This is a genomic window from Cytobacillus sp. FSL W8-0315, from assembly GCF_038002905.1.
GTDB lineage: Bacteria > Bacillota > Bacilli > Bacillales > Cytobacillaceae > Cytobacillus > Cytobacillus pseudoceanisediminis.
This window is the reverse complement of the sequence record NZ_JBBOOC010000004.1, coordinates 18,545-36,008: the sequence shown is the minus strand read 5'-3', so window position 1 is coordinate 36,008 and position 17,464 is coordinate 18,545. Positions and strand designations below refer to the sequence as shown.

The following is a 17,464-nucleotide window of genomic DNA, read 5'->3' as shown; positions in this document are numbered from 1 at the left end:
TGTTCGTGAACCCTAAAATTGTAAATAATCTTGAACCCAGAGGTGTAGAGATTGCTTTTGAAAAAAAATAAAGCCGAGAAAAATCTCCTTATTCTGGCCATGATTGCCCTGGTCCTGTTCGTATCCCCCCTATACATATTAGGTGAAGACGCGCATATCCGCGTTCATGATAATCTTGACAGCAATCTGGCATGGTATAAAGTCCTTGCTGAAAGCGGACAGCTGAGAGGACCGATTGACGCTGTCATTCCACAAGTTATGAACGGAAATTTGTCCCGCAATGCGTTTGGCTCGGAATTTACATTAATTGTTTGGCTGTATGCCCTTTTTCCGCCGATGATTGCTTATGCACTCAGCCAGACGATCACAAGGGTGTTTGCTTTTATCGGTATGTATTTGCTTTTGAAAAAGCACTTTCTTAAAGAAGAAAAGTGGGCGCCCATTACGATTGGGACAGCCCTTGCTTTTGCCTTCACGCCATTCTGGCCCTCCGGTATGCTGAGCACGCTTGGGATGCCGCTTGCTCTGTGGGCCTTCTTAAATATCAGGCAGGGGGAAAGGTCGTGGAAAAATGTCCTTGTATTAACCCTATTGCCTTTTTATGCGAGCATTGTCCTTGGGTTTTTCTTTTTTTTGAGCGCGATGGGGATCTTCTGGCTGACGGACGTCATCAGGAAAAAAGCATGGAATTGGCCATTTCTTTTATCGATTGTTTATATGACCGGAATTTTTTTCATCGTGGAATACAGGCTGGTTTATTCCTTTCTTTTTGACGATGAGCCAAACAGCCGGGATGAGTACTTCCATGCGAGGCTCACTTTCTGGCATTGCGTCAGGCTGACATTCAAGAACTTTGCTTTGGGGCACCACCATGCTGCCTCGATGCATACTCTGGTCATTCTTCCGCTGATGTTTGTAGCTCTTTTTATGACGCTAAGGCAGAAAAAGGGGAAGAAGGACAAGGTGTTTTTGTTCCTGTTTCTTCTTAACTTTGCCCTATCAGCATGGTATGCCTTCTGGTTTTATAAAGGCTGGCTGCCTCTGACAGAGCGTTTTCATGTTCTTGATACCTTCAACTTTGCCAGGTATCACTTTTTGAGGCCGCTGGTTATCTATTTGCTTTTCGCGCTGACCCTGAAAATCATTTGGTCTCATGGACCGTTCTGGAGGCGCCTTGTTCCGGTTTTTGTGCTTGCACAGATCATGACCGTTTCCTTTTTCAACGAGGAAATTCTTTTTCAGGATAAGCCAACGGTCAGGCAATTTTACGCAGAAGAACAATTCTCGGCTATTAAAGAATACATTGGGCTTCCGCAGGAGGATTACCGGGTGGCAAGCATTGGGCTTCATCCGGCCATTGCCCAGTATAATGGCTTTTACACGCTGGATTCGTATAATAATTTCTACCCCTTAACATACAAATATCAGTTTAGGAAAATCATTGAGAAAGAGCTGAAAAAAAATAAAACACTCCGAATTTATTTTGATGAATGGGGCGGAAGATGCTATCTCTTCACGGACGAGCTTGGCAAGCATTATATGTTTAAAAAGCGGACGAAAAAAAGGCTGAAGAATCTTGAGTTAAATACAGAAGCCTTTAAGGCCATGGGCGGTTCCTATCTTTTTTCATCTGTACCGATCGATAATGCGGAAGAGAATCTGCTTCGGCTGGAGAAGGTTTTTGAATCAAAAAGCTCTGTGTGGAAAATCTACCTTTATAAAGCCATATAAGCAGGAGGAATTAAGAATGACCAACCCAGTACTCACCATCGTAGTTCCTTGCTATAACGAAGAGGAGGTACTGCCGGATACAATTAATCAGCTGAATGGGCTGCTTGAAGAATTGCTGGATGATGAACTTGTTTCTGATAAAAGCAAAATTTTGTTTGTAGATGATGGCAGCAGGGACCGGACCTGGCAGATCATTTATAAGCAGAGCCTGAATAACCCCAGAGTGCGAGGGCTGAAGCTTGCCAGAAATGCGGGACATCAGAATGCTCTGCTTGCGGGCTTAACAGCTGCAGGGAAGGCTTCGGATTGCACGGTGTCCATCGATGCCGATCTTCAGGATGATATTACCGTGATCCGGGAGTTTATCCTGAAATTCCGCGAAGGATATGACATTGTCTATGGAGTAAGAAAAAAGAGGGACCGTGATACGTTTTTTAAAAGAAACACGGCACAGGGATTTTATAAAATAATGAAGAAAATGGGTGTCGATCTTATCTATAATCATGCTGATTTCCGCCTGATGAGCAAGCGTGCGTTGGAAGAACTGCAGCGCTATGAGGAAACCAATCTTTTTTTGCGCGGAATTGTGCCTTTGCTGGGCTTTAAAACGGCCAATGTTTATTATGACCGCAAAGAGCGTCTTGCCGGGGAAACAAAGTATCCGCTGAAAAAGATGCTGGCCTTTTCCTTTGAAGGCATTACTTCTTTTTCCGTTACACCGATTCGAATGGTATTGGCATTGGGCATCGGCTCTTTTTGTATAAGCTTTCTTTTTGGCCTCTACTTTCTTGGATTGCGTTATTATGGTGAAACCGAAACCGGCTGGACCTCGTTAATCACCTCGATTTGGATGCTGGGGGGACTTCAGCTGACAGCCATTGGCCTGGTGGGGGAATATATAGGGAAGATCTATAAAGAAACGAAACGCAGACCTAAATTCTCTATTGAAGTAGATGCGTTTAATCTGCCGATTTCCCGCCATTTGATTACGGACGGAGACCATGATGATGAGCACGCGGACATTCATTTTGGAACATTATCTGAAACGAACTAATACCTTTATTCGATTTTTGCTTGTGGGAACAGTCAATACAATTGTCGGGCTATCCATGATATTTATGCTGCTGGATTTAGCGGGGCTGACGTATTGGACTGCAACATTTCTGGGGAACAGTATGGGGGCAGCGGTCAGTTATTTCCTTAACAGAACGTTCACCTTCAGGAGCAGGGACAGCCTTCAAAGCAGTGCGGTGCGCTTCATTCTTATTTTGTTTCTGTGCTATATTCTTTCTTATTCCATAAGCGGCATGGCTGCAGAATTTATGCAGACTGTTACGATTCTCAGGCATGATGTTTCACCTGAAGAGCTTGCGGTTCTTTTAGGAGCTGGCATTTACACATTAACTAACTATATCGGACAAAAATACCTCGTTTTTACTAAATAGAGAAAGTGAACTGCCAGTAGAGCAGGTTCTTAGGAGAAGGTTCACAGGGGAGCTAAATTAGTCTCACTTATTAAAGGTGAGACTAATTTTATCATTCATTTACAAGAAAATTGTGGCAAGATAGGAGACTTTCTTTTAATTCATTACTAACCCTTTCTGAATCGTAGGCACAAACGGATAGAAGTTTTGTTTTGGCAACGATTAGATCCGCTTCTTTTTCAGATACCGATAATTTTTTACAGACTTCCGGTTCTTCACGCCATTCGACATGAGCCCAGCTTCTGACAGCTAAATCCTGTTCTGAATAACCTTCAATTAAGTTCGGAAGATAATCGAAAATAGAATTAACTCTAAAGTCCCCCTTGGCATAATAGAAGTCATAATTATTGACGAACATTACTTTTTTCAGACAGTTATTATTCAATTTCTCTGTGAGACTTTTCTTAATCAATGGAGTCATTCGGTCATTTTCTATAATGATGCAGTATTCATTTCGTTCTAAGCCCGAAAGAACAAATTCAATGACATTTGAAATATAGTGGTCCGGATTCTTGAAAAAATATAATACATGTCCCTTAGTAAGGTCTTGAATTTCATGGACTTCTTTTAAATGTAAACTTTCCAAATTTGCACCCCATTGAATTTTGTCATTTTATGCCTGCAAATTTAGTTTATCATACTTTGATATTGAAAGGGTTCACCAGCGAAAGGAGAAACTCTGCTTATTAAGAGCCCTGTTGATTGATTGTAAATCAAATGCAATAGTGTTACCCTGAAACGACATAGTGTTTTTCCCTATGTAAAAAGGAGCGAATACACTATGCTTAGTAAGGAAGAAAACTTACTATTCATTAGAGAACTTGGACGTTTACAGGCTGATTTTGAGAACTGTAGCGATGATCAAGTACGCAACAGCATTCATCAGGATATTCTATTACTTCTTAAGGCACTATCCATGACTGCTATGAAATAGCAGTCTTTTTTATGGTTAATTTCGAAGCTTTTGCATGCCCGCATGGAGAAATAATGTTTTCCTTTTTATGTTTTCTTGCATATAATTCAGAAAAGTGTTAAACTAAATAAGAATTATTTTTGTTCGGTGTAAAGGATAGTTTGAGTAAAACTTTACGTCTTGATGATCACTGAGAGCAAGGATAGTAACACAATGTGTGTTTATACGCACAAGGAGGCAACAAAAATGGAAAATGGTAAAGTAAAATGGTTTAACAGTGAAAAAGGCTTCGGATTCATCGAACGCGAAGGTGGAGAAGACGTATTCGTTCATTTCTCAGCTATCCAAGGCGAAGGTTATAAATCTTTAGAAGAAGGTCAAGAAGTGACTTTCGATGTTGAGCAAGGTCAGCGTGGAGCTCAAGCAGCTAACGTGCGTAAAGCTTAATTAAAACCAAAACTCAGGGCAGGCTCTTTATGGGCCTGTTTTTTTGTATGTGAAAATAAGGAAGTATTAATTTTGAACGTTGATAACTGTCTAGCTCCAGCTGGTGGACAAGGCGTTACGCTTTTCTAATAAGGAACCCCGCTCACGAATGAGCAGGGCACATGTACACAGTAAATCAAATGGTAAACAAAGTGTATCATATTATTGTGAATTTTCCTAACACCTTTGATAAAGATGGACGGAAATCCTATCCCCTGATAACCTGCATCATAATTTTAGTGACAAACTGCTCCTTATTATTCTGTACAACGGTATCATAAATGTACTCTTCAAAAACATGCTCCCCTAAGGTTAAATGCAGCCGCTCCATCTCTGAGAAAAACCGCTTATATGTATGGCTGATGGTTTTTTCGCTCCCAACATGATAGCCGATGAGAAAATCACCTTTTACAGCCCGAAAATACGGATGTCCTTCCTTTGGATTTGGCTGCTCGATATACAAGTAACTGTAATTGGAGAATTCCCCTTTCAGCACCTGTTCCCGCTTCGTTATAGTTCCAATCGGATACCCTGAATCAAGCTGTGAGATCTGCAATTCATTAATGAAATCCGAGATGACCTCCCCAAATTCTTCATCAGATATATTTTGGATGTTCCTGCTTAGATAGAGGGTTGCTTCCGGCAATGGCTGAAGCGCAATTCGATTAAAATCAAGCTTGGAAGCTTCTTCCATTAATCCGATTTTGGCCTCGATCATTTTCTCCTTCATTTCGATCTCCTGCCGTTTTTTTATAATCTCTTCTTTTTTCCGGTACATGATGGATAAAAAGCTTTCGGGCGATTTGTTTTGCATATACTGCTGAATATCGTTAAGCGACATGCCAAGATCCTTTAATAAATCAATCACAAAAAATAACTCTAATTGATGAATGGAATAATAGCGATAGCCTTTTTCACTTTTCTTTACAGGGGACAAAATCCCGATTTGATCGTAATAAAAGATTGTCTGCTTGTTAACCTTGCAAAGCTTTGCGAATTCGCCAGTCGTTAAATATTTGCCATCTTTTTTACTCATTTTTTACATCACCGCCCTTGACTATATAGTTACTATATACACTAGGATAAAACGTATAAATAAATCAAGTTTGACTGTTTTGTAAGGAGCATGATATAGATGAAGACACAAAAAATCACTTTAGGTTTATTATTGACGAATTTATTCATAGCCTTTCTGGGAATTGGCCTGGTCATTCCTGTTCTGCCTACATTGATGAATGAATTGGGCATAACGGGCACAACGATCGGGTATTTAACAGCCGCATTTGCATTGGCTCAGCTTATTGTTTCCCCGTTTGCAGGGAGAGCAGCCGATAAATGGGGCAGGAAAATCATGATTGTCACGGGCCTATTTATTTTCGGTTTATCGGAGTTTTTATTCGGGATCGGCCAAGAGATCGAGGTGCTATTCGTTTCCCGGATCTTGGGCGGAATTAGTGCGGCCTTTATTATGCCGGCCGTGACAGCCTTTATCGCGGATATCACGACGACGGATACCCGTCCAAAGGCACTCGGGTATATGTCAGCGGCCATTAGTACGGGATTTATTATCGGTCCCGGCATCGGCGGATTTTTAGCGGAATTTGGAACGCGTGTGCCATTCTTCTTTGCAGGAGCAATGGGTGCACTGGCAGCTGCGCTTTCGATGATTTTATTATCTGAGCCTGAACGAAGTGAAGAAGAAAATCAAGAAGGGGCTGCAGAGGGCAGAAGCGGCTTCAGACGCGTAATGGAGCCAAAATATTTCCTGGCCTTTATTCTGATTTTCATTGCCTCATTTGGGCTGGCTGCGTTTGAGTCATTCTTTAGCTTATTTGTGGATCACAAGTTTGCTTTCAAACCATCAGATATCGCCATTGTGATTACAGGCGGAGCCATTTTCGGAGCTGTATCGCAAATTCTGCTGTTTGACCGCCTGACCCGTATTTGGGGAGAAATCAAACTGATCCGCTACAGCCTAATACTATCCGGACTGCTTGTGTTTTTAATGACTGTAGTGCATTCCTACTTCGCGATTTTACTTGTAACATTCATTGTGTTTGTAGGATTCGACTTATTCCGTCCGGCTGTCACTTCCTATCTTTCCAATATCGCCGGCAATGAACAAGGCTTCGTGGGCGGCATGAACTCGATGTTTACAAGTCTGGCGAATATCAGCGGACCTATTATAGGAGGGATGCTGTTTGATATCGATATTAACTACCCATACTATTTTGCGACGGTCATAATGGCATTGGGGATTGGGCTGACCCTGCTCTGGAAAAAGCCTGCAGAGAAGGCATCCAAAGTGGTGAAAGCAGTATAGCAGCTAATTAACATACTCATTCCACAAAAATAAAAGAGTTCAGGATATAATAAAAGAATATTAATTACCTGAAAGTGAGTTGATTTATTGTGGATACTCAAATAACTGCGAAATTAAAAATAAATAAGCCAGCCAGCGAGGTGTTTGATGCCATCGTTGACCCAGTTAAAATCGGTCATTTCTGGTTCTCATCGAGTTCCGAAAGATGGGCACAAGGCAAGTCCATTACTGTGAAATATGATGAATATGGCGCAGAAGGCATTTTAAATGTATTAGATTTTGAGGAAAATAAGAAAATCGTGTTTTCATGGGGCGGAGAAACGAATGAAGAAACAGTTGTTGCCATTACACTGAATGAGACGAATCATTTGAGTACCATCATTGAGGTGAACGAATCCGGTCTTGACGAAAATGACCCTGAAGCCGTAAGCAAAATGCTGGGGCAAAAAGAAGGCTGGATCTACATGCTGACTTGCCTTAAGGGCTATTTGGAACATGGCATTAGTGATTTGAGAGCAGCTTTAATCCATTAATAAGATTTCGATTCTGTTATCGACTGTACCAGGCGTAATGATTGGGAGGCTTGCATGCTTAAAGCAAAAAGAGTGAATTAACGTCTAATTCACTCTTAGCCTATCATTAACTTTTAGCACCATTATCCGGGTATGGCTGACCGTACCCTTCTACTTTCCCAGCACGCTCTCTTTCGTATTCTGAACCTGAACCTTGACGATTTTCAACTGAGGGTTTCGCTGCTTGCTTCTCTGACTTGCCGTTCTGATGTGACAATATCTTCACCTCCCATACACAGTTTAGATTGCTTAATAATTGTGAAACTATTCAAGTGGGATGAGGAGAAGTGTAGCTGGAGCGATATTTGATAAGAGGGACCGGACATCTGTCCCTCTTTTTACTGTTCGGACAAGACCGGAGGGAATCCGGTTGGAGGAGTCCGAAGCGGGTTTTCCTTCGGACGGATTAGGTAGAAATCCTAGGGGAAGAGTCCGAAGTTGGCGGACCTTCGGACAAGATAGATGGAAAACCAAATGGATGGAGTCTGAAGTTAGTGGACCTTCGGACACAAGAAGGACAAATCCGAGTAAAGGAGTCCGAACCCATACGTTGACATTGCTGCAGAAAACATAAACACGGAAGCGGCTAAATTAGGCATTCCTGTCAAAATAATTGATTTTAAGAACAGGGAAGAATTAATGACAATATCCCCTACTCCTTATGGTGTGTTTTCCGTTGTTTATAAAAAGAAGCTTATTACCTTTCATAGACTGACGGTTCATTCGGCAATCAAGCGGCTGAATGCGATTATGTAAGTAAAAGAATCTTCATCGTACACAGGGAAAGGAATGGGAAGATTTATGTCCGATGTGAGAATACTGCCTGAACCACATAGATATGCAGTCTGTGCTGCAGAAGATATTCCTATTAAGGATTTTTATAAAGGAGTATTTGAAGAAATTTTTGTTTTTTTTCATCCCTTTATCAGACCAAAAATGATGGATTTCGATCTATTTAACCCAGAAACATATCAGGGCAGGAATGAGATAAGAGAACATTGCGAAATGGTTTCTTGGAAACAATTTTTGTCATTATCAGGGATAAAAAGTTATAAACAGTTGGATATTGGCCTAAGGACAAGCATTTTGGGGCTAATAGATGAGCGCCAGGATGTCAAAACAGCTAATATCATTCAAGAGACATGTTTGAAAAATAGAATTGCAGAGCCAGCTGAAGGGGTATTGCCAGAATTTATAATGAACCATTTACTTAGAGGTATAAAAGCAATTGGACACAGCTGGATTTGGCTTGGAGATGAATTTTGCACAGAAAGAAAACTGGAAAATATCGATGATTTAATTAGCGACAACAATCTAATCGACGGCCGTATCAGCCTATTTACTCACGATAATAAAATATTGATAACAACACATTGGGATAGCCATTTTTCTTTATTGTGTTCTGACAAAGTCACTGTAGAATCTTTGGTTGATTCTTGTCGGTTAGAAGGGTTTTATTGTAAAGAAGATACGGAGATTTATTGGAGTTTGTCAGAAGGTAATTAGCATAAAAAGATTTCAAGATAATCCTCCGAAAGCCTGCCAATGACCCACAAGTTAGCTGGCTTTTCAGGTACATATATGCTATGTTGTAAATATATAGTAGACCTTTCTTTATAAACGGGAAAGGTCTGCTTTTTATATATTCAAAAGAAGGATGGTGCATGGAAATGACAGTAGAAATGAAGTTTTGCAAGGTGTTTGATCCCAGCAGGGGGGTTATCTACTATGAACCATAGTATCCCCGCCCTCACTGAAAAAGAGTACTTTATTAAGCAGCTGACGTTTATTGATGATAACTATCAGGATCTGAATAGCCTTTATTTATCTTCCACTCCGCTCAAGGAGAGGAAAAAGGACTTCCTTAGTAATTATGTAAGTGAAGTGGAGAAATACATTACACTTTGTAATCAAGCTCCAGCAGAACCCCCTTTGCGAAAAGTATTGATTGGAACAAAGGTAACTGTGTTATTCGACGGGGAGGATGACCGGGAGGATTATCATATCTGTCTGCCCGATCAGTCTGACCCTGATAATGGCTGCATTTCATTCTTATCCCCGGTTGGCAGGCAGCTTCTGTTAAAAAATATGGGTGAACAAACATCCCTGATTATCCCAAGCGGCCAGCTGGATGTAGTTATCGAAAAAATATCATACTGGGACAAGGAGACAGGTTAACGGATATTATTTGGAGCGGAGGGACAAATTTGTCCCTTTGTCCCAGGCGGAGAGAGCTTCCGATTCAAATAATTGACTTCTTAAACTGTAACATATAACATTACAGTAATCTTTCGCTGCCTTCTTGCAGGGTAATTCTCAATTTGCGCAGTTTACTATGCGTAAACAGAAGAAATAAATAACAAACTAGGTTTGAAAGGTTATAAAAAGGAGTGTTTTTTTGTGAATCCAAGCTATAAACCGCTATTAGAATCTCTTAAGATAAAGAATAATGTGGAGTTAAAAAACAGAGTGGTTCTGGCTCCAATGACCAATTTCTCATCCCATGCGGATGGAACCGTGTCAGATGCCGAGATTGATTATTACGTACACCGCTCCAAAGGGGTAGGAATGGTGATTACGGCTTGTACAAATGTGACAGCAAACGGAAAAGGATTCCATGGTGAATTTGGCGGCGATCACGATGGGATGATTCCAAGTCTTTCGAGGCTGGCAGCCAGCATTAAAGAGCAGGGTGCCAAAGCAATACTCCAGATCTTTCATGGCGGAAGGGAATGCCCTCCAGAGCTCGTTCCAAATGGCGAAACAGTCAGTGCCAGTGCGGTTGCATCTGAAGGAAGCGGGAACACTCCAAGAGCACTGACGGAAAAGGAAGTGGAGGACATCATTGCCGCTTTCGGCGAAACAACCCGCCGGGCCATCCAGGCAGGCTATGATGGCGTTGAAATCCATGGAGCCAATGGCTATTTAATTCAGCAGTTCTTTTCTCCGCATTCAAATCGCCGTGAGGACCGATTCGGAGGAAGCCTTGAAAAGCGCATGACGTTCCCTCTTGCTGTGGTGGACGCAGTCCAAGAAGCGGTAAAAGAACATGCGAAAGAGCCATTCATTGTGGGGTACCGTTTTTCACCGGAAGAGCCTACTGAGCCAGGAATCACCATGGAAGATACTCTTCAATTGGTCGATGTACTGTCAGATAAAGGGCTGGACTATCTTCATGTCTCCCTGATGGACTTCTGGTCCAAACCGAGACGCGGGGCTGATGATGCTAAGCCAAGAATTCAGCATCTGTTAGAAAAAATGAATAACCGCCTGCCGCTTATCGGAGTAGGGTCCATTCATACTCCTGATGAAGCTGTAAAAGCACTGGAAACGGGAGTGGCCATGGTCGCCCTTGGCCGGGAACTGATTATGGAGCCGGATTGGGTGCAGAAGGTGCAGGAAGGAAAAGAGTCTGAAATTGCCACCACTTTATCCAAGAAGGATCAGGAAAAGCTGGTCATCCCTGATCCGCTCTGGCAGGCAATTGTAAACACTCCTGGGTGGTTTCCGGTTGTAGATTGAGGATGTCTTCAGGATTGAGCGCTTATATTAAAAAATATTTGAAAAGGGACTGCTGAAGTCCCTTTTCTTTATTTATCAGTGGTGGCCATAATTGTTGGAGAGCAGCAGTCATTAGTGCTTCGAGCTCAAGCAGGAATAAACGCCTTCTTTATTGAAGTTAACAGGGCAGGTTAGCTGCAAACGAAACCTATAAACATATACCAGATATCCATATGAAAAGGGGAGGGCAAATGAACCTGATTGATTTAATGGCAGCCGGTTTCCCAGCAGCCATAGTCATACTAGTGCTTATAGGGTTTTATAAAGTGTTTGTAAAAAAGAAAAGTGTTCAGCCTTTCTATACCCCATTTGATGAAATTACAGGTCAATCTGAAGTGGAGTTTCACGAAGAACAAGAAATCCTGGCTGAAGATGAAATTCAGGGAAATAAAAAGAAGCAGGAGAGAAGAAAAAGGATAGATAGCAGGTAACCTCTCCTGACAAACTCTATCCTTTTTGTTCTAAATTAATGATGATGACCCTGCCCCGCTTCCTGCTTGCCTGTTCCTTTTTGCAGGAATTCCACGTCGCTTTTCGACAGCTCTCCCACAATAAACTGCTTTTGCGGCATGATCAGGCTGCCGCCTTGCTGGGCGTGCACTTTTACAAAGTAAAGGCCATCCTTGTCAAAATCCTTGCTGATGCTGTAGACGCCCCCGCCCTCATTGCCTGCTTCCTCCATCCCATAGTGGACAGTGCCGTCCTGCTTCCAAATTTCGAAATGAACAAAATCAGTATGATCAGCCGGTTTGCCGTCCTGTGTGAGAGTGGCTTTAACTGTTTCCTGTTCTCCGGCTGTAAAAGTGTCCGGTGTTTGTATTTCCAGTTTCAGCGGAGTTTCCTGTTTGTAAAGCTCTGCTGCATTCTCATTAAGTGAACATGCACTCAGAAAAGACAGCAGCAGGATCATAAAGACATATTTTTTCACGGCATTAGACTCCCCTATCATAAACTTACGCATTCAAAAACCTCTTCAACGCTGGTATTCTCCGGATTAAGAAAAAGTCAATTATCAAAACAGCGATGATCGTTAAGCCGACTAATGGGAAGAGGACTCCCATGGCAATTAACAGAAGGAAGAATCCCTTTGTGTTGTTAAACCCAGCTGTTTTTGGTGCGCCCATGTCTTTTTTCGGCTTGCGTTTGAGCCACAAATAATAGCCGCTTACCACCACAAGGATGATGCCAAGGCAGATGAATAAACTGATTAATTGGTTAATCAGGCCAAATTGTGTCCCTTTATGAAGCGTAATTCCCCATGCGACTAGTTTCCCGATCCACCCGTAATGGTCATAGCGGTAATCTGTTAAAACCGCACCTGTATATTGATCGACATGCATCGTAATTTCATCCTGCGCTTTTGGCGGGAAAGCTGAAATTGTATACACTCCCGTTTTATCCTGTGGAATATAAATGGAATAGCTGGGATAGACGCCTTCACGTTCTGCAGCAGAAACCACATCATCAATCGAAAGCGGAATAAATCCCTGAAGGTCTGACACAGGCACGTCCAGATTTTCGGCAGCCCATGGAACATCGGCAATGTCTTTCGTCTGGATGGTTGACTGGGGTCCGCTTCCAACCCAGACACTAGGGGGATATCCTTCCCCGGTATTGGTTGCCATCGATTGAAAGTTTGTGCCCCAGAATCCGGACCAAGGCAATCCTGTCATGATTAAAAAGAGCATCCCAGCAGTGACCCAGAAGGCAGGCACTGCATGCAAATCTCTTCTGAAAGTCTTTTTCCCTCTATTCAGCCGGGGAAAAAGGACGCCGCCCATGCCAGGCCTTTTCTTCGGAAACCATAAATACAGTCCTGTTACAATGAGCACAACTGCCCAGCAGGCCGCCAGCTCTACGATCCGGTCTCCCAGCGTGCCGGCCATCAGTTCCCCGTGAAACTCTTCTATCTTATCCATAATCCGGTCCTCGCTGTTTAAGGCCCCGAGGGACTCACCTGTATAAGGATTGATAAAAACAGTAAGCGATTCATCGTTATTCACAATGCCGACTTCACTTGAACGATCGGCGCTTTCCCCGGGACGGTACACCGTCACTGCTGCAACCGGATATTGCTTCTTCACTTCTTCAATCTGCTGTGAAGCTGAAATTTTTTCATCCTGAGGGGTGACTTCATAATAATCCTGATAGAGGACACCCTCGATTTGCGGCTTAAACAAATAGATTGCTCCGGTTACCGCCAGAATAAAAAGAAATGGCGCAAAAATTATGCCCGCATAAAAGTGCCATCTCCAAACCGTTCTGTATAGAGAGGTGTTAGTCTGCGGTGGTTTCTGTATATCAGCCGTTTCTTTAACCGTTTCCATGTCATCAAAAACTCCTCTTCGTTAATCTTCTTTTCATATCTTAAAAGGGGAATGTGAGAAATGAATGAAGTTTTGAAAAAAGTTTTTTGGCAAAAAGCTGTCATAACAGCCAGAAACTCTCTTTTTTAGACAAGGGTTTCTAAATATAGTGTTGAATATTATCATGAAAGAACTGGCAAGGGAGTGTTAAGATGATCCATAAACAATTAAAATCACAAAAAAGCATAGAGATTCTGACAAAGGTAAGGGAGATTGCCATTGGTTTTCCTGAAACCGCCGAACAGGCTGATAAATTTGGACATACTTCATTTAGAGTAAAAGATAAGCCTTTTGTTATTTTGGGAGAGAACGAAGAGGGCATTCCGTCCATTGCCATGAAAACATCGAAAGAAACACAGGAATTTTTAGTGCAGGAAGGCAGCCGTTTTTTCAAGACACCCTATATTGGACAGCATGGCTGGACCTCGATTTTAGGTGATCATGAACTAGAGTGGGTTGAGGTTGAAGGCTTGATAAAAGAAGCTTATTTGCGGACGGCGCCTAAATCCATCCTGAAAAACTTGAAAATAGGGGGGAGTCCATCCTAGTAGCATAAAACCGACACAAACCGTCATGATTCAGCTAAAGGAAAAGCGCAGTCAATCCGCCTATTAATAAAAGAATGGTACTTGATAGAATGGCGATTTTGCCTGTGCGGTCTGATTTATGAAAAAGTCTAATAAACATTTTCACACCTCACTTTTAGTTAGTTATATTTATAGTACGATTTGGGATTGAAAAAATGTCATGCGCAGAGAAAGTTTCTCTGCGCATTTTTTTATGGAAAGAGATTCCCATTCTCTCCTTCATCCGGCATAGCATTCCCAAACTCTTTTTTTCCGGCTAGTTAGGAGGAGGACGAATAAAATGGTTAGGAGTTACTAGTTTGATGCCCAAGCTTACAACTAGCCTGTGAATATAATGAAATAATCATCATGAAATAACAAATAGAAGTTACAGAGGAGCTAATATGGAAGAAAAGAAAATTTACTATCATAAGGAAAAGGGCTGCTTAATAGCACCTAAAACAGGGTGGAAGCGAATGAAGGCAGCCTTTTGCATCCGTCTTATGTCTGCTGCTTCTCACCTGCTTGTGCCGCCAAAAGAACATTCATGCAATGGAGATGAACAGCTTCCCGGGAAAATAGGCAGCTACTCTAAGGGGCTTCCCCATAATTCTCTTGGAGAAGTTGTATCCGAGGCGTATGAACAGTATATGGAAGCTTTAAAGTCCGGAAATCCAGAAGATTTTGAATCGATCCCAATGGGTGGGAAGGTGAAGCTTTCAAATCCCCAGGCTTCCTATGTGTATGATTTAATAGGTCCTGATTGCCATCAATTGAATCTGTCCAAGCCTCCAGCTTTCAGCAGCGCCTTGGAGGCGGGAGAAATGGCAGAGTTATACTGGCAGGCGCTTACCAGGGATATTCCTTTCCGGGCTTATGAAAGTGATCCCCTGATTGCCGAGGCTGCTGGTGACCTATCAGGATTTTCTGATTTTCGGGGACCGAAAGATAACGGAAAGGTCACTCCTGAAACCTTGTTCCGCAGTGAGTTTCCAGGTAATCTTACAGGTCCCTATCTTTCACAGTTCCTCTGGAAGGACATTCCATTTGGTTCTGCAGTCATTCCCCAGAAATACCGCACCGCTTTGGCTGGGTCTGATTATATGACTTCTTATGAAGAATGGCTGGACATCCAAAATGGTTCATTACCCCGAGAATCGATAAAAGATCCGGTGCCCCGTTATATCCGCAACGGGCGTGACTTAGGTGAGTATGTACATTATGATTTTTCATTTCAATGTCCGTTATCGGCCTGCTTAATTTTGCTTAGTTATGGGCCTGAGGCTCTCGATCGGAACAACCCTTATCTTAAGTCGGCTACCCAGGGAGGTTTCATTACCTTCGGGGCTGCTCATATATTGGACATGGTCACAAAAGCAGGGAGGATGGCACTGGAAGCTTCCTGGTTCCAAAAGTTTCTCGTCCACCGCAGGCTCCGTCCAGAAGAATTTGGCGGGCGTGTTCATAACCATATGAATGGAGCGGCTAAATACCCGATCCACTCAGAGCTTCTTGAATCTGAAGCCCTTTCTAAAGTATTCAGCAAATATGGCTCTTATCTTCTGCCTATGGCCTATCCGGAAGGATGCCCGACCCATCCTGCCTATCCTGCAGGTCATGCGTGCATAGCCGGTGCAGGGGTTACGATCCTTAAAGCATTTTTCAACGAATCTTTTGTGATTCCGGATCCGGTGGAAGCAAGTTTGGATGGACTCTCACTGCTTCCTTATCCGGGCAAACCTCTGACAGCAGGAGGGGAGCTTAATAAGCTTGGTGTGAATATTTCCCTGGGCAGAGACACAGCAGGTGTTCATTGGCGCTCTGATGGCATAGAAGGGCTAAAGCTTGGTGAAGCAGTGGCCATTGGGCTCCTGCGGGATTACAGCTCATCCTTTAATGAGCATTTTAACGGTTTTACGCTAACCAAATTTGACGGAAAAAAAGTAACGATTATCTAAGCATTATATACACATGTGCGAGCCTCAGCGCCATGTGTTTTTTTGTGCAATAAGAAAGGGGATCTGGATAAAAATCCTGATCCTGGCATCTGCCATTCCGGCTCGTCATTTATTTGATGGGAGCGGAAATTCTCAGAAGCGTCTTGTAGAGCCCAATCCCTATTTATCAAGAGTGGGACAAGTTTTTTTCGAAAAAAGTTCCTTTGACATTTTCCTGACACATTGGGCCTTTAAAGTATGACTTGTAAGGCAAACGAAAACTATTCAAATTCAAAATAGATAAGAAGGAAGTGTTTAATCATGACAGAGTTTAACGAAGAAAGCAGAACGGAAAATCGGGCGGCCAAAAAACCGGTCTGGAAAGGGTTCCTGTCAACCGTGGCGGCTGGTGTGCTGGGTTCGGCGCTTACGCTGACAGCCGTTCCTTATTTCCAGGAGGATACGCCGCAGGCAAGCGTTCCGGAAGAAACTGGACAAGCTGAAAGCTCATCCAATCTCGATGTGAAGCCAGTATCTTCTTCATCCAAATCCCTGGCGGATACAATTGAGCAGGCATCGAAAGCGATTGTTGGCGTTGTGAATATGCAGCAGCAAAACAATAATCCGTTCAGCCAGTCGAGTGAAGCTTCAGAAAGCGGTACGGGCTCGGGTGTAATTTTTAAAAAGACAGATGATGCGGCATACATTGTGACCAATAACCATGTGATTGAAAATGCGAGTGAGATTCAGGTGACATTGCATGATGGTGAGAAGGCAACGGCAGAATTGATTGGAACCGATGCGCTGACAGATATTGCGGTGCTGAAAATCAAAGGGGATGTAGACGCTCAAGCCATGACGTTTGGCGATTCTTCCAAGCTGAGAGCTGGTGATCAGGTGCTGGCGATCGGCAATCCGCTTGGCCTGGATTTATCCAGAACAGTGACTCAGGGAATCGTGAGTGCGGTCGACCGCTCGATTCAAGTCAGCACGTCTGCAGGGGAATGGAACTTAAATGTCATTCAGACAGATGCAGCGATCAACCCGGGCAACAGCGGCGGCGCATTGATGAATACATCCGGCCAGCTGGTCGGGATCAACAGCCTGAAGATCGCGGATAGCGGGGTGGAAGGCCTTGGATTTGCCATCCCAAGCAATGAAGTGAAAACACTGATTGATCAGCTGATTGAAAATGGACAAGTGGTCCGCCCGTATCTTGGTGTTGGCCTGGCGAGCTTTGAAGAAGTGCCGCCTCAATATTTAAGAAATCTCCCTGATGGCGTGACTAGCGGGGCAATAGTGGCGAATGTTGATCCGGATTCGGCCGCTGCCAAAGCCGGACTTAAGGTAGAGGATATTCTCGTCAGCATTGGCGGAAAGCAAATCACGAATTCCGGAGATTTGCGCAAGCATTTATACAGCGGTTTTTCGATTGGCGATAAGGTGAAAATCGAATTTTACCGCGGCGGCGAATTGAAAACGGCGGAAGTCACGCTGACAAGCAACCAGAAAGCGAATTAGGAGA

The 17,464-nt window shown here is 43.0% G+C and carries 18 protein-coding genes; 13 read left to right on the top strand and 5 right to left on the bottom strand.

From position 1 onward, the window contains the following. The first annotated feature begins 99 nt into the window (after positions 1-99). The 3 genes from MKY20_RS27755 to MKY20_RS27745 are packed head-to-tail and all read left to right on the top strand — an operon-like array spanning position 100 to position 3,176. Positions 100-1,731: a DUF6044 family protein gene (locus MKY20_RS27755; protein ID WP_251174144.1), complete on the top strand. Its 1,632-nt coding sequence runs from the start codon at positions 100-102 to the stop codon at positions 1,729-1,731. Between the two features lie 16 nt (positions 1,732-1,747). Next, positions 1,748-2,785, top strand: coding sequence for a glycosyltransferase family 2 protein (locus MKY20_RS27750; protein WP_071158020.1), 1,038 nt, complete (start codon positions 1,748-1,750; stop codon positions 2,783-2,785). Then, positions 2,760-3,176, top strand: a complete 417-nt coding sequence (locus MKY20_RS27745; RefSeq protein WP_251263894.1) for a GtrA family protein — start codon at positions 2,760-2,762, stop codon at positions 3,174-3,176. The genes MKY20_RS27750 and MKY20_RS27745 overlap by 26 nt, the downstream gene beginning before the upstream one ends. A 91-nt stretch (positions 3,177-3,267) precedes the next feature. Here the strand turns inward: MKY20_RS27745 and MKY20_RS27740 are convergent, their stop codons facing one another. Beyond that, on the bottom strand, positions 3,268-3,801 hold the full coding sequence (locus MKY20_RS27740) for an MEDS domain-containing protein (RefSeq protein WP_009335137.1): 534 nt from the start codon (positions 3,799-3,801) through the stop codon (positions 3,268-3,270). A gap of 573 nt (positions 3,802-4,374) precedes the next feature. Between MKY20_RS27740 and MKY20_RS27735 the strand changes: the two genes are divergently transcribed. Then, positions 4,375-4,575, top strand: coding sequence for a cold-shock protein (locus MKY20_RS27735; RefSeq protein ID WP_009335135.1), 201 nt, complete (start codon positions 4,375-4,377; stop codon positions 4,573-4,575). A gap of 247 nt (positions 4,576-4,822) precedes the next feature. Here MKY20_RS27735 and MKY20_RS27730 read toward each other — a convergent pair whose 3' ends face one another. Next, on the bottom strand, positions 4,823-5,650 hold the full coding sequence (locus MKY20_RS27730; protein WP_019379390.1) for a MerR family transcriptional regulator: 828 nt from the start codon (positions 5,648-5,650) through the stop codon (positions 4,823-4,825). 99 nt (positions 5,651-5,749) lie between these two features. On the opposite strand from MKY20_RS27730, the gene norA reads away from it, so the two are divergent. Both norA and MKY20_RS27720 read left to right on the top strand, forming a co-directional pair. Further along, the gene (gene norA / locus MKY20_RS27725) at positions 5,750-6,937 is read left to right on the top strand and encodes a multidrug efflux MFS transporter NorA (protein WP_251174043.1); all 1,188 of its coding nucleotides are present in this window, start codon (positions 5,750-5,752) and stop codon (positions 6,935-6,937) included. An 89-nt stretch (positions 6,938-7,026) separates the two neighbouring features. Next, positions 7,027-7,470 carry an SRPBCC family protein gene (locus MKY20_RS27720; RefSeq protein WP_217025850.1) on the top strand — a complete coding sequence of 148 codons (444 nt, stop codon included), beginning with the start codon at positions 7,027-7,029 and terminating at the stop codon, positions 7,468-7,470. A 106-nt stretch (positions 7,471-7,576) separates the two neighbouring features. On the opposite strand, the gene MKY20_RS27715 is transcribed toward MKY20_RS27720, so the two are convergent. Next, a complete protein-coding gene (locus MKY20_RS27715; RefSeq protein WP_157380255.1) occupies positions 7,577-7,726 on the bottom strand; it encodes a hypothetical protein in 150 nt (49 codons plus the stop codon). Between the two features lie 572 nt (positions 7,727-8,298). Between MKY20_RS27715 and MKY20_RS27710 the strand changes: the two genes are divergently transcribed. The 4 genes from MKY20_RS27710 to MKY20_RS27695 all read left to right on the top strand — a co-directional run bounded on the left by MKY20_RS27710 (position 8,299) and on the right by MKY20_RS27695 (position 11,501). Then, positions 8,299-9,015 carry a DUF2711 family protein gene (locus MKY20_RS27710; RefSeq protein WP_341004440.1) on the top strand — a complete coding sequence of 239 codons (717 nt, stop codon included), beginning with the start codon at positions 8,299-8,301 and terminating at the stop codon, positions 9,013-9,015. 222 nt (positions 9,016-9,237) lie between these two features. Beyond that, positions 9,238-9,687: a GreA/GreB family elongation factor gene (locus MKY20_RS27705; RefSeq protein WP_009335131.1), complete on the top strand. Its 450-nt coding sequence runs from the start codon at positions 9,238-9,240 to the stop codon at positions 9,685-9,687. Positions 9,688-9,909: 222 nt separating this feature from the next. Further along, positions 9,910-11,031 carry an NADH-dependent flavin oxidoreductase gene (locus tag MKY20_RS27700; RefSeq protein ID WP_019379384.1) on the top strand — a complete coding sequence of 374 codons (1,122 nt, stop codon included), beginning with the start codon at positions 9,910-9,912 and terminating at the stop codon, positions 11,029-11,031. A 230-nt stretch (positions 11,032-11,261) separates the two neighbouring features. After that, positions 11,262-11,501 carry a DUF3951 domain-containing protein gene (locus MKY20_RS27695; protein ID WP_009335129.1) on the top strand — a complete coding sequence of 80 codons (240 nt, stop codon included), beginning with the start codon at positions 11,262-11,264 and terminating at the stop codon, positions 11,499-11,501. Between the two features lie 35 nt (positions 11,502-11,536). Here the strand turns inward: MKY20_RS27695 and MKY20_RS27690 are convergent, their stop codons facing one another. Both MKY20_RS27690 and MKY20_RS27685 read right to left on the bottom strand, forming a co-directional pair. After that, a complete protein-coding gene (locus MKY20_RS27690) occupies positions 11,537-12,031 on the bottom strand; it encodes a FixH family protein (protein ID WP_226280685.1) in 495 nt (164 codons plus the stop codon). Continuing rightward, complete coding sequence (locus tag MKY20_RS27685; RefSeq protein WP_341004439.1) at positions 12,024-13,397, bottom strand: PepSY-associated TM helix domain-containing protein; 1,374 nt, start codon at positions 13,395-13,397, stop codon at positions 12,024-12,026. Before MKY20_RS27685 ends, MKY20_RS27690 begins: the two co-directional genes overlap by 8 nt. Positions 13,398-13,588: 191 nt before the next feature. On the opposite strand from MKY20_RS27685, the gene MKY20_RS27680 reads away from it, so the two are divergent. The 3 genes from MKY20_RS27680 to MKY20_RS27670 all read left to right on the top strand — a co-directional run bounded on the left by MKY20_RS27680 (position 13,589) and on the right by MKY20_RS27670 (position 17,460). Continuing rightward, a complete protein-coding gene (locus MKY20_RS27680; RefSeq protein ID WP_019379381.1) occupies positions 13,589-13,984 on the top strand; it encodes an MmcQ/YjbR family DNA-binding protein in 396 nt (131 codons plus the stop codon). A gap of 422 nt (positions 13,985-14,406) precedes the next feature. Further along, a complete protein-coding gene (locus MKY20_RS27675) occupies positions 14,407-15,960 on the top strand; it encodes a vanadium-dependent haloperoxidase (protein ID WP_019379380.1) in 1,554 nt (517 codons plus the stop codon). 300 nt (positions 15,961-16,260) lie between these two features. After that, positions 16,261-17,460 carry a S1C family serine protease gene (locus MKY20_RS27670; protein ID WP_019379378.1) on the top strand — a complete coding sequence of 400 codons (1,200 nt, stop codon included), beginning with the start codon at positions 16,261-16,263 and terminating at the stop codon, positions 17,458-17,460. Positions 17,461-17,464: the final 4 nt, after the last annotated feature.

Coding starts and splice junctions, on each gene's coding strand:
- MKY20_RS27755 (WP_251174144.1), top strand. CDS start 100: ATGATTGCCCTGGTCCTGTTCGTATCCCCCCTATACATATTAGGTGAA.
- MKY20_RS27750 (WP_071158020.1), top strand. CDS start 1,748: ATGACCAACCCAGTACTCACCATCGTAGTTCCTTGCTATAACGAAGAG.
- MKY20_RS27735 (WP_009335135.1), top strand. CDS start 4,375: ATGGAAAATGGTAAAGTAAAATGGTTTAACAGTGAAAAAGGCTTCGGA.
- MKY20_RS27730 (WP_019379390.1), bottom strand. CDS start 5,650: ATGAGTAAAAAAGATGGCAAATATTTAACGACTGGCGAATTCGCAAAG.
- norA (WP_251174043.1), top strand. CDS start 5,750: ATGAAGACACAAAAAATCACTTTAGGTTTATTATTGACGAATTTATTC.
- MKY20_RS27710 (WP_341004440.1), top strand. CDS start 8,299: ATGGGAAGATTTATGTCCGATGTGAGAATACTGCCTGAACCACATAGA.
- MKY20_RS27705 (WP_009335131.1), top strand. CDS start 9,238: ATGAACCATAGTATCCCCGCCCTCACTGAAAAAGAGTACTTTATTAAG.
- MKY20_RS27695 (WP_009335129.1), top strand. CDS start 11,262: ATGAACCTGATTGATTTAATGGCAGCCGGTTTCCCAGCAGCCATAGTC.
- MKY20_RS27690 (WP_226280685.1), bottom strand. CDS start 12,031: ATGCGTAAGTTTATGATAGGGGAGTCTAATGCCGTGAAAAAATATGTC.
- MKY20_RS27685 (WP_341004439.1), bottom strand. CDS start 13,397: ATGGAAACGGTTAAAGAAACGGCTGATATACAGAAACCACCGCAGACT.
- MKY20_RS27680 (WP_019379381.1), top strand. CDS start 13,589: ATGATCCATAAACAATTAAAATCACAAAAAAGCATAGAGATTCTGACA.
- MKY20_RS27675 (WP_019379380.1), top strand. CDS start 14,407: ATGGAAGAAAAGAAAATTTACTATCATAAGGAAAAGGGCTGCTTAATA.
- MKY20_RS27670 (WP_019379378.1), top strand. CDS start 16,261: ATGACAGAGTTTAACGAAGAAAGCAGAACGGAAAATCGGGCGGCCAAA.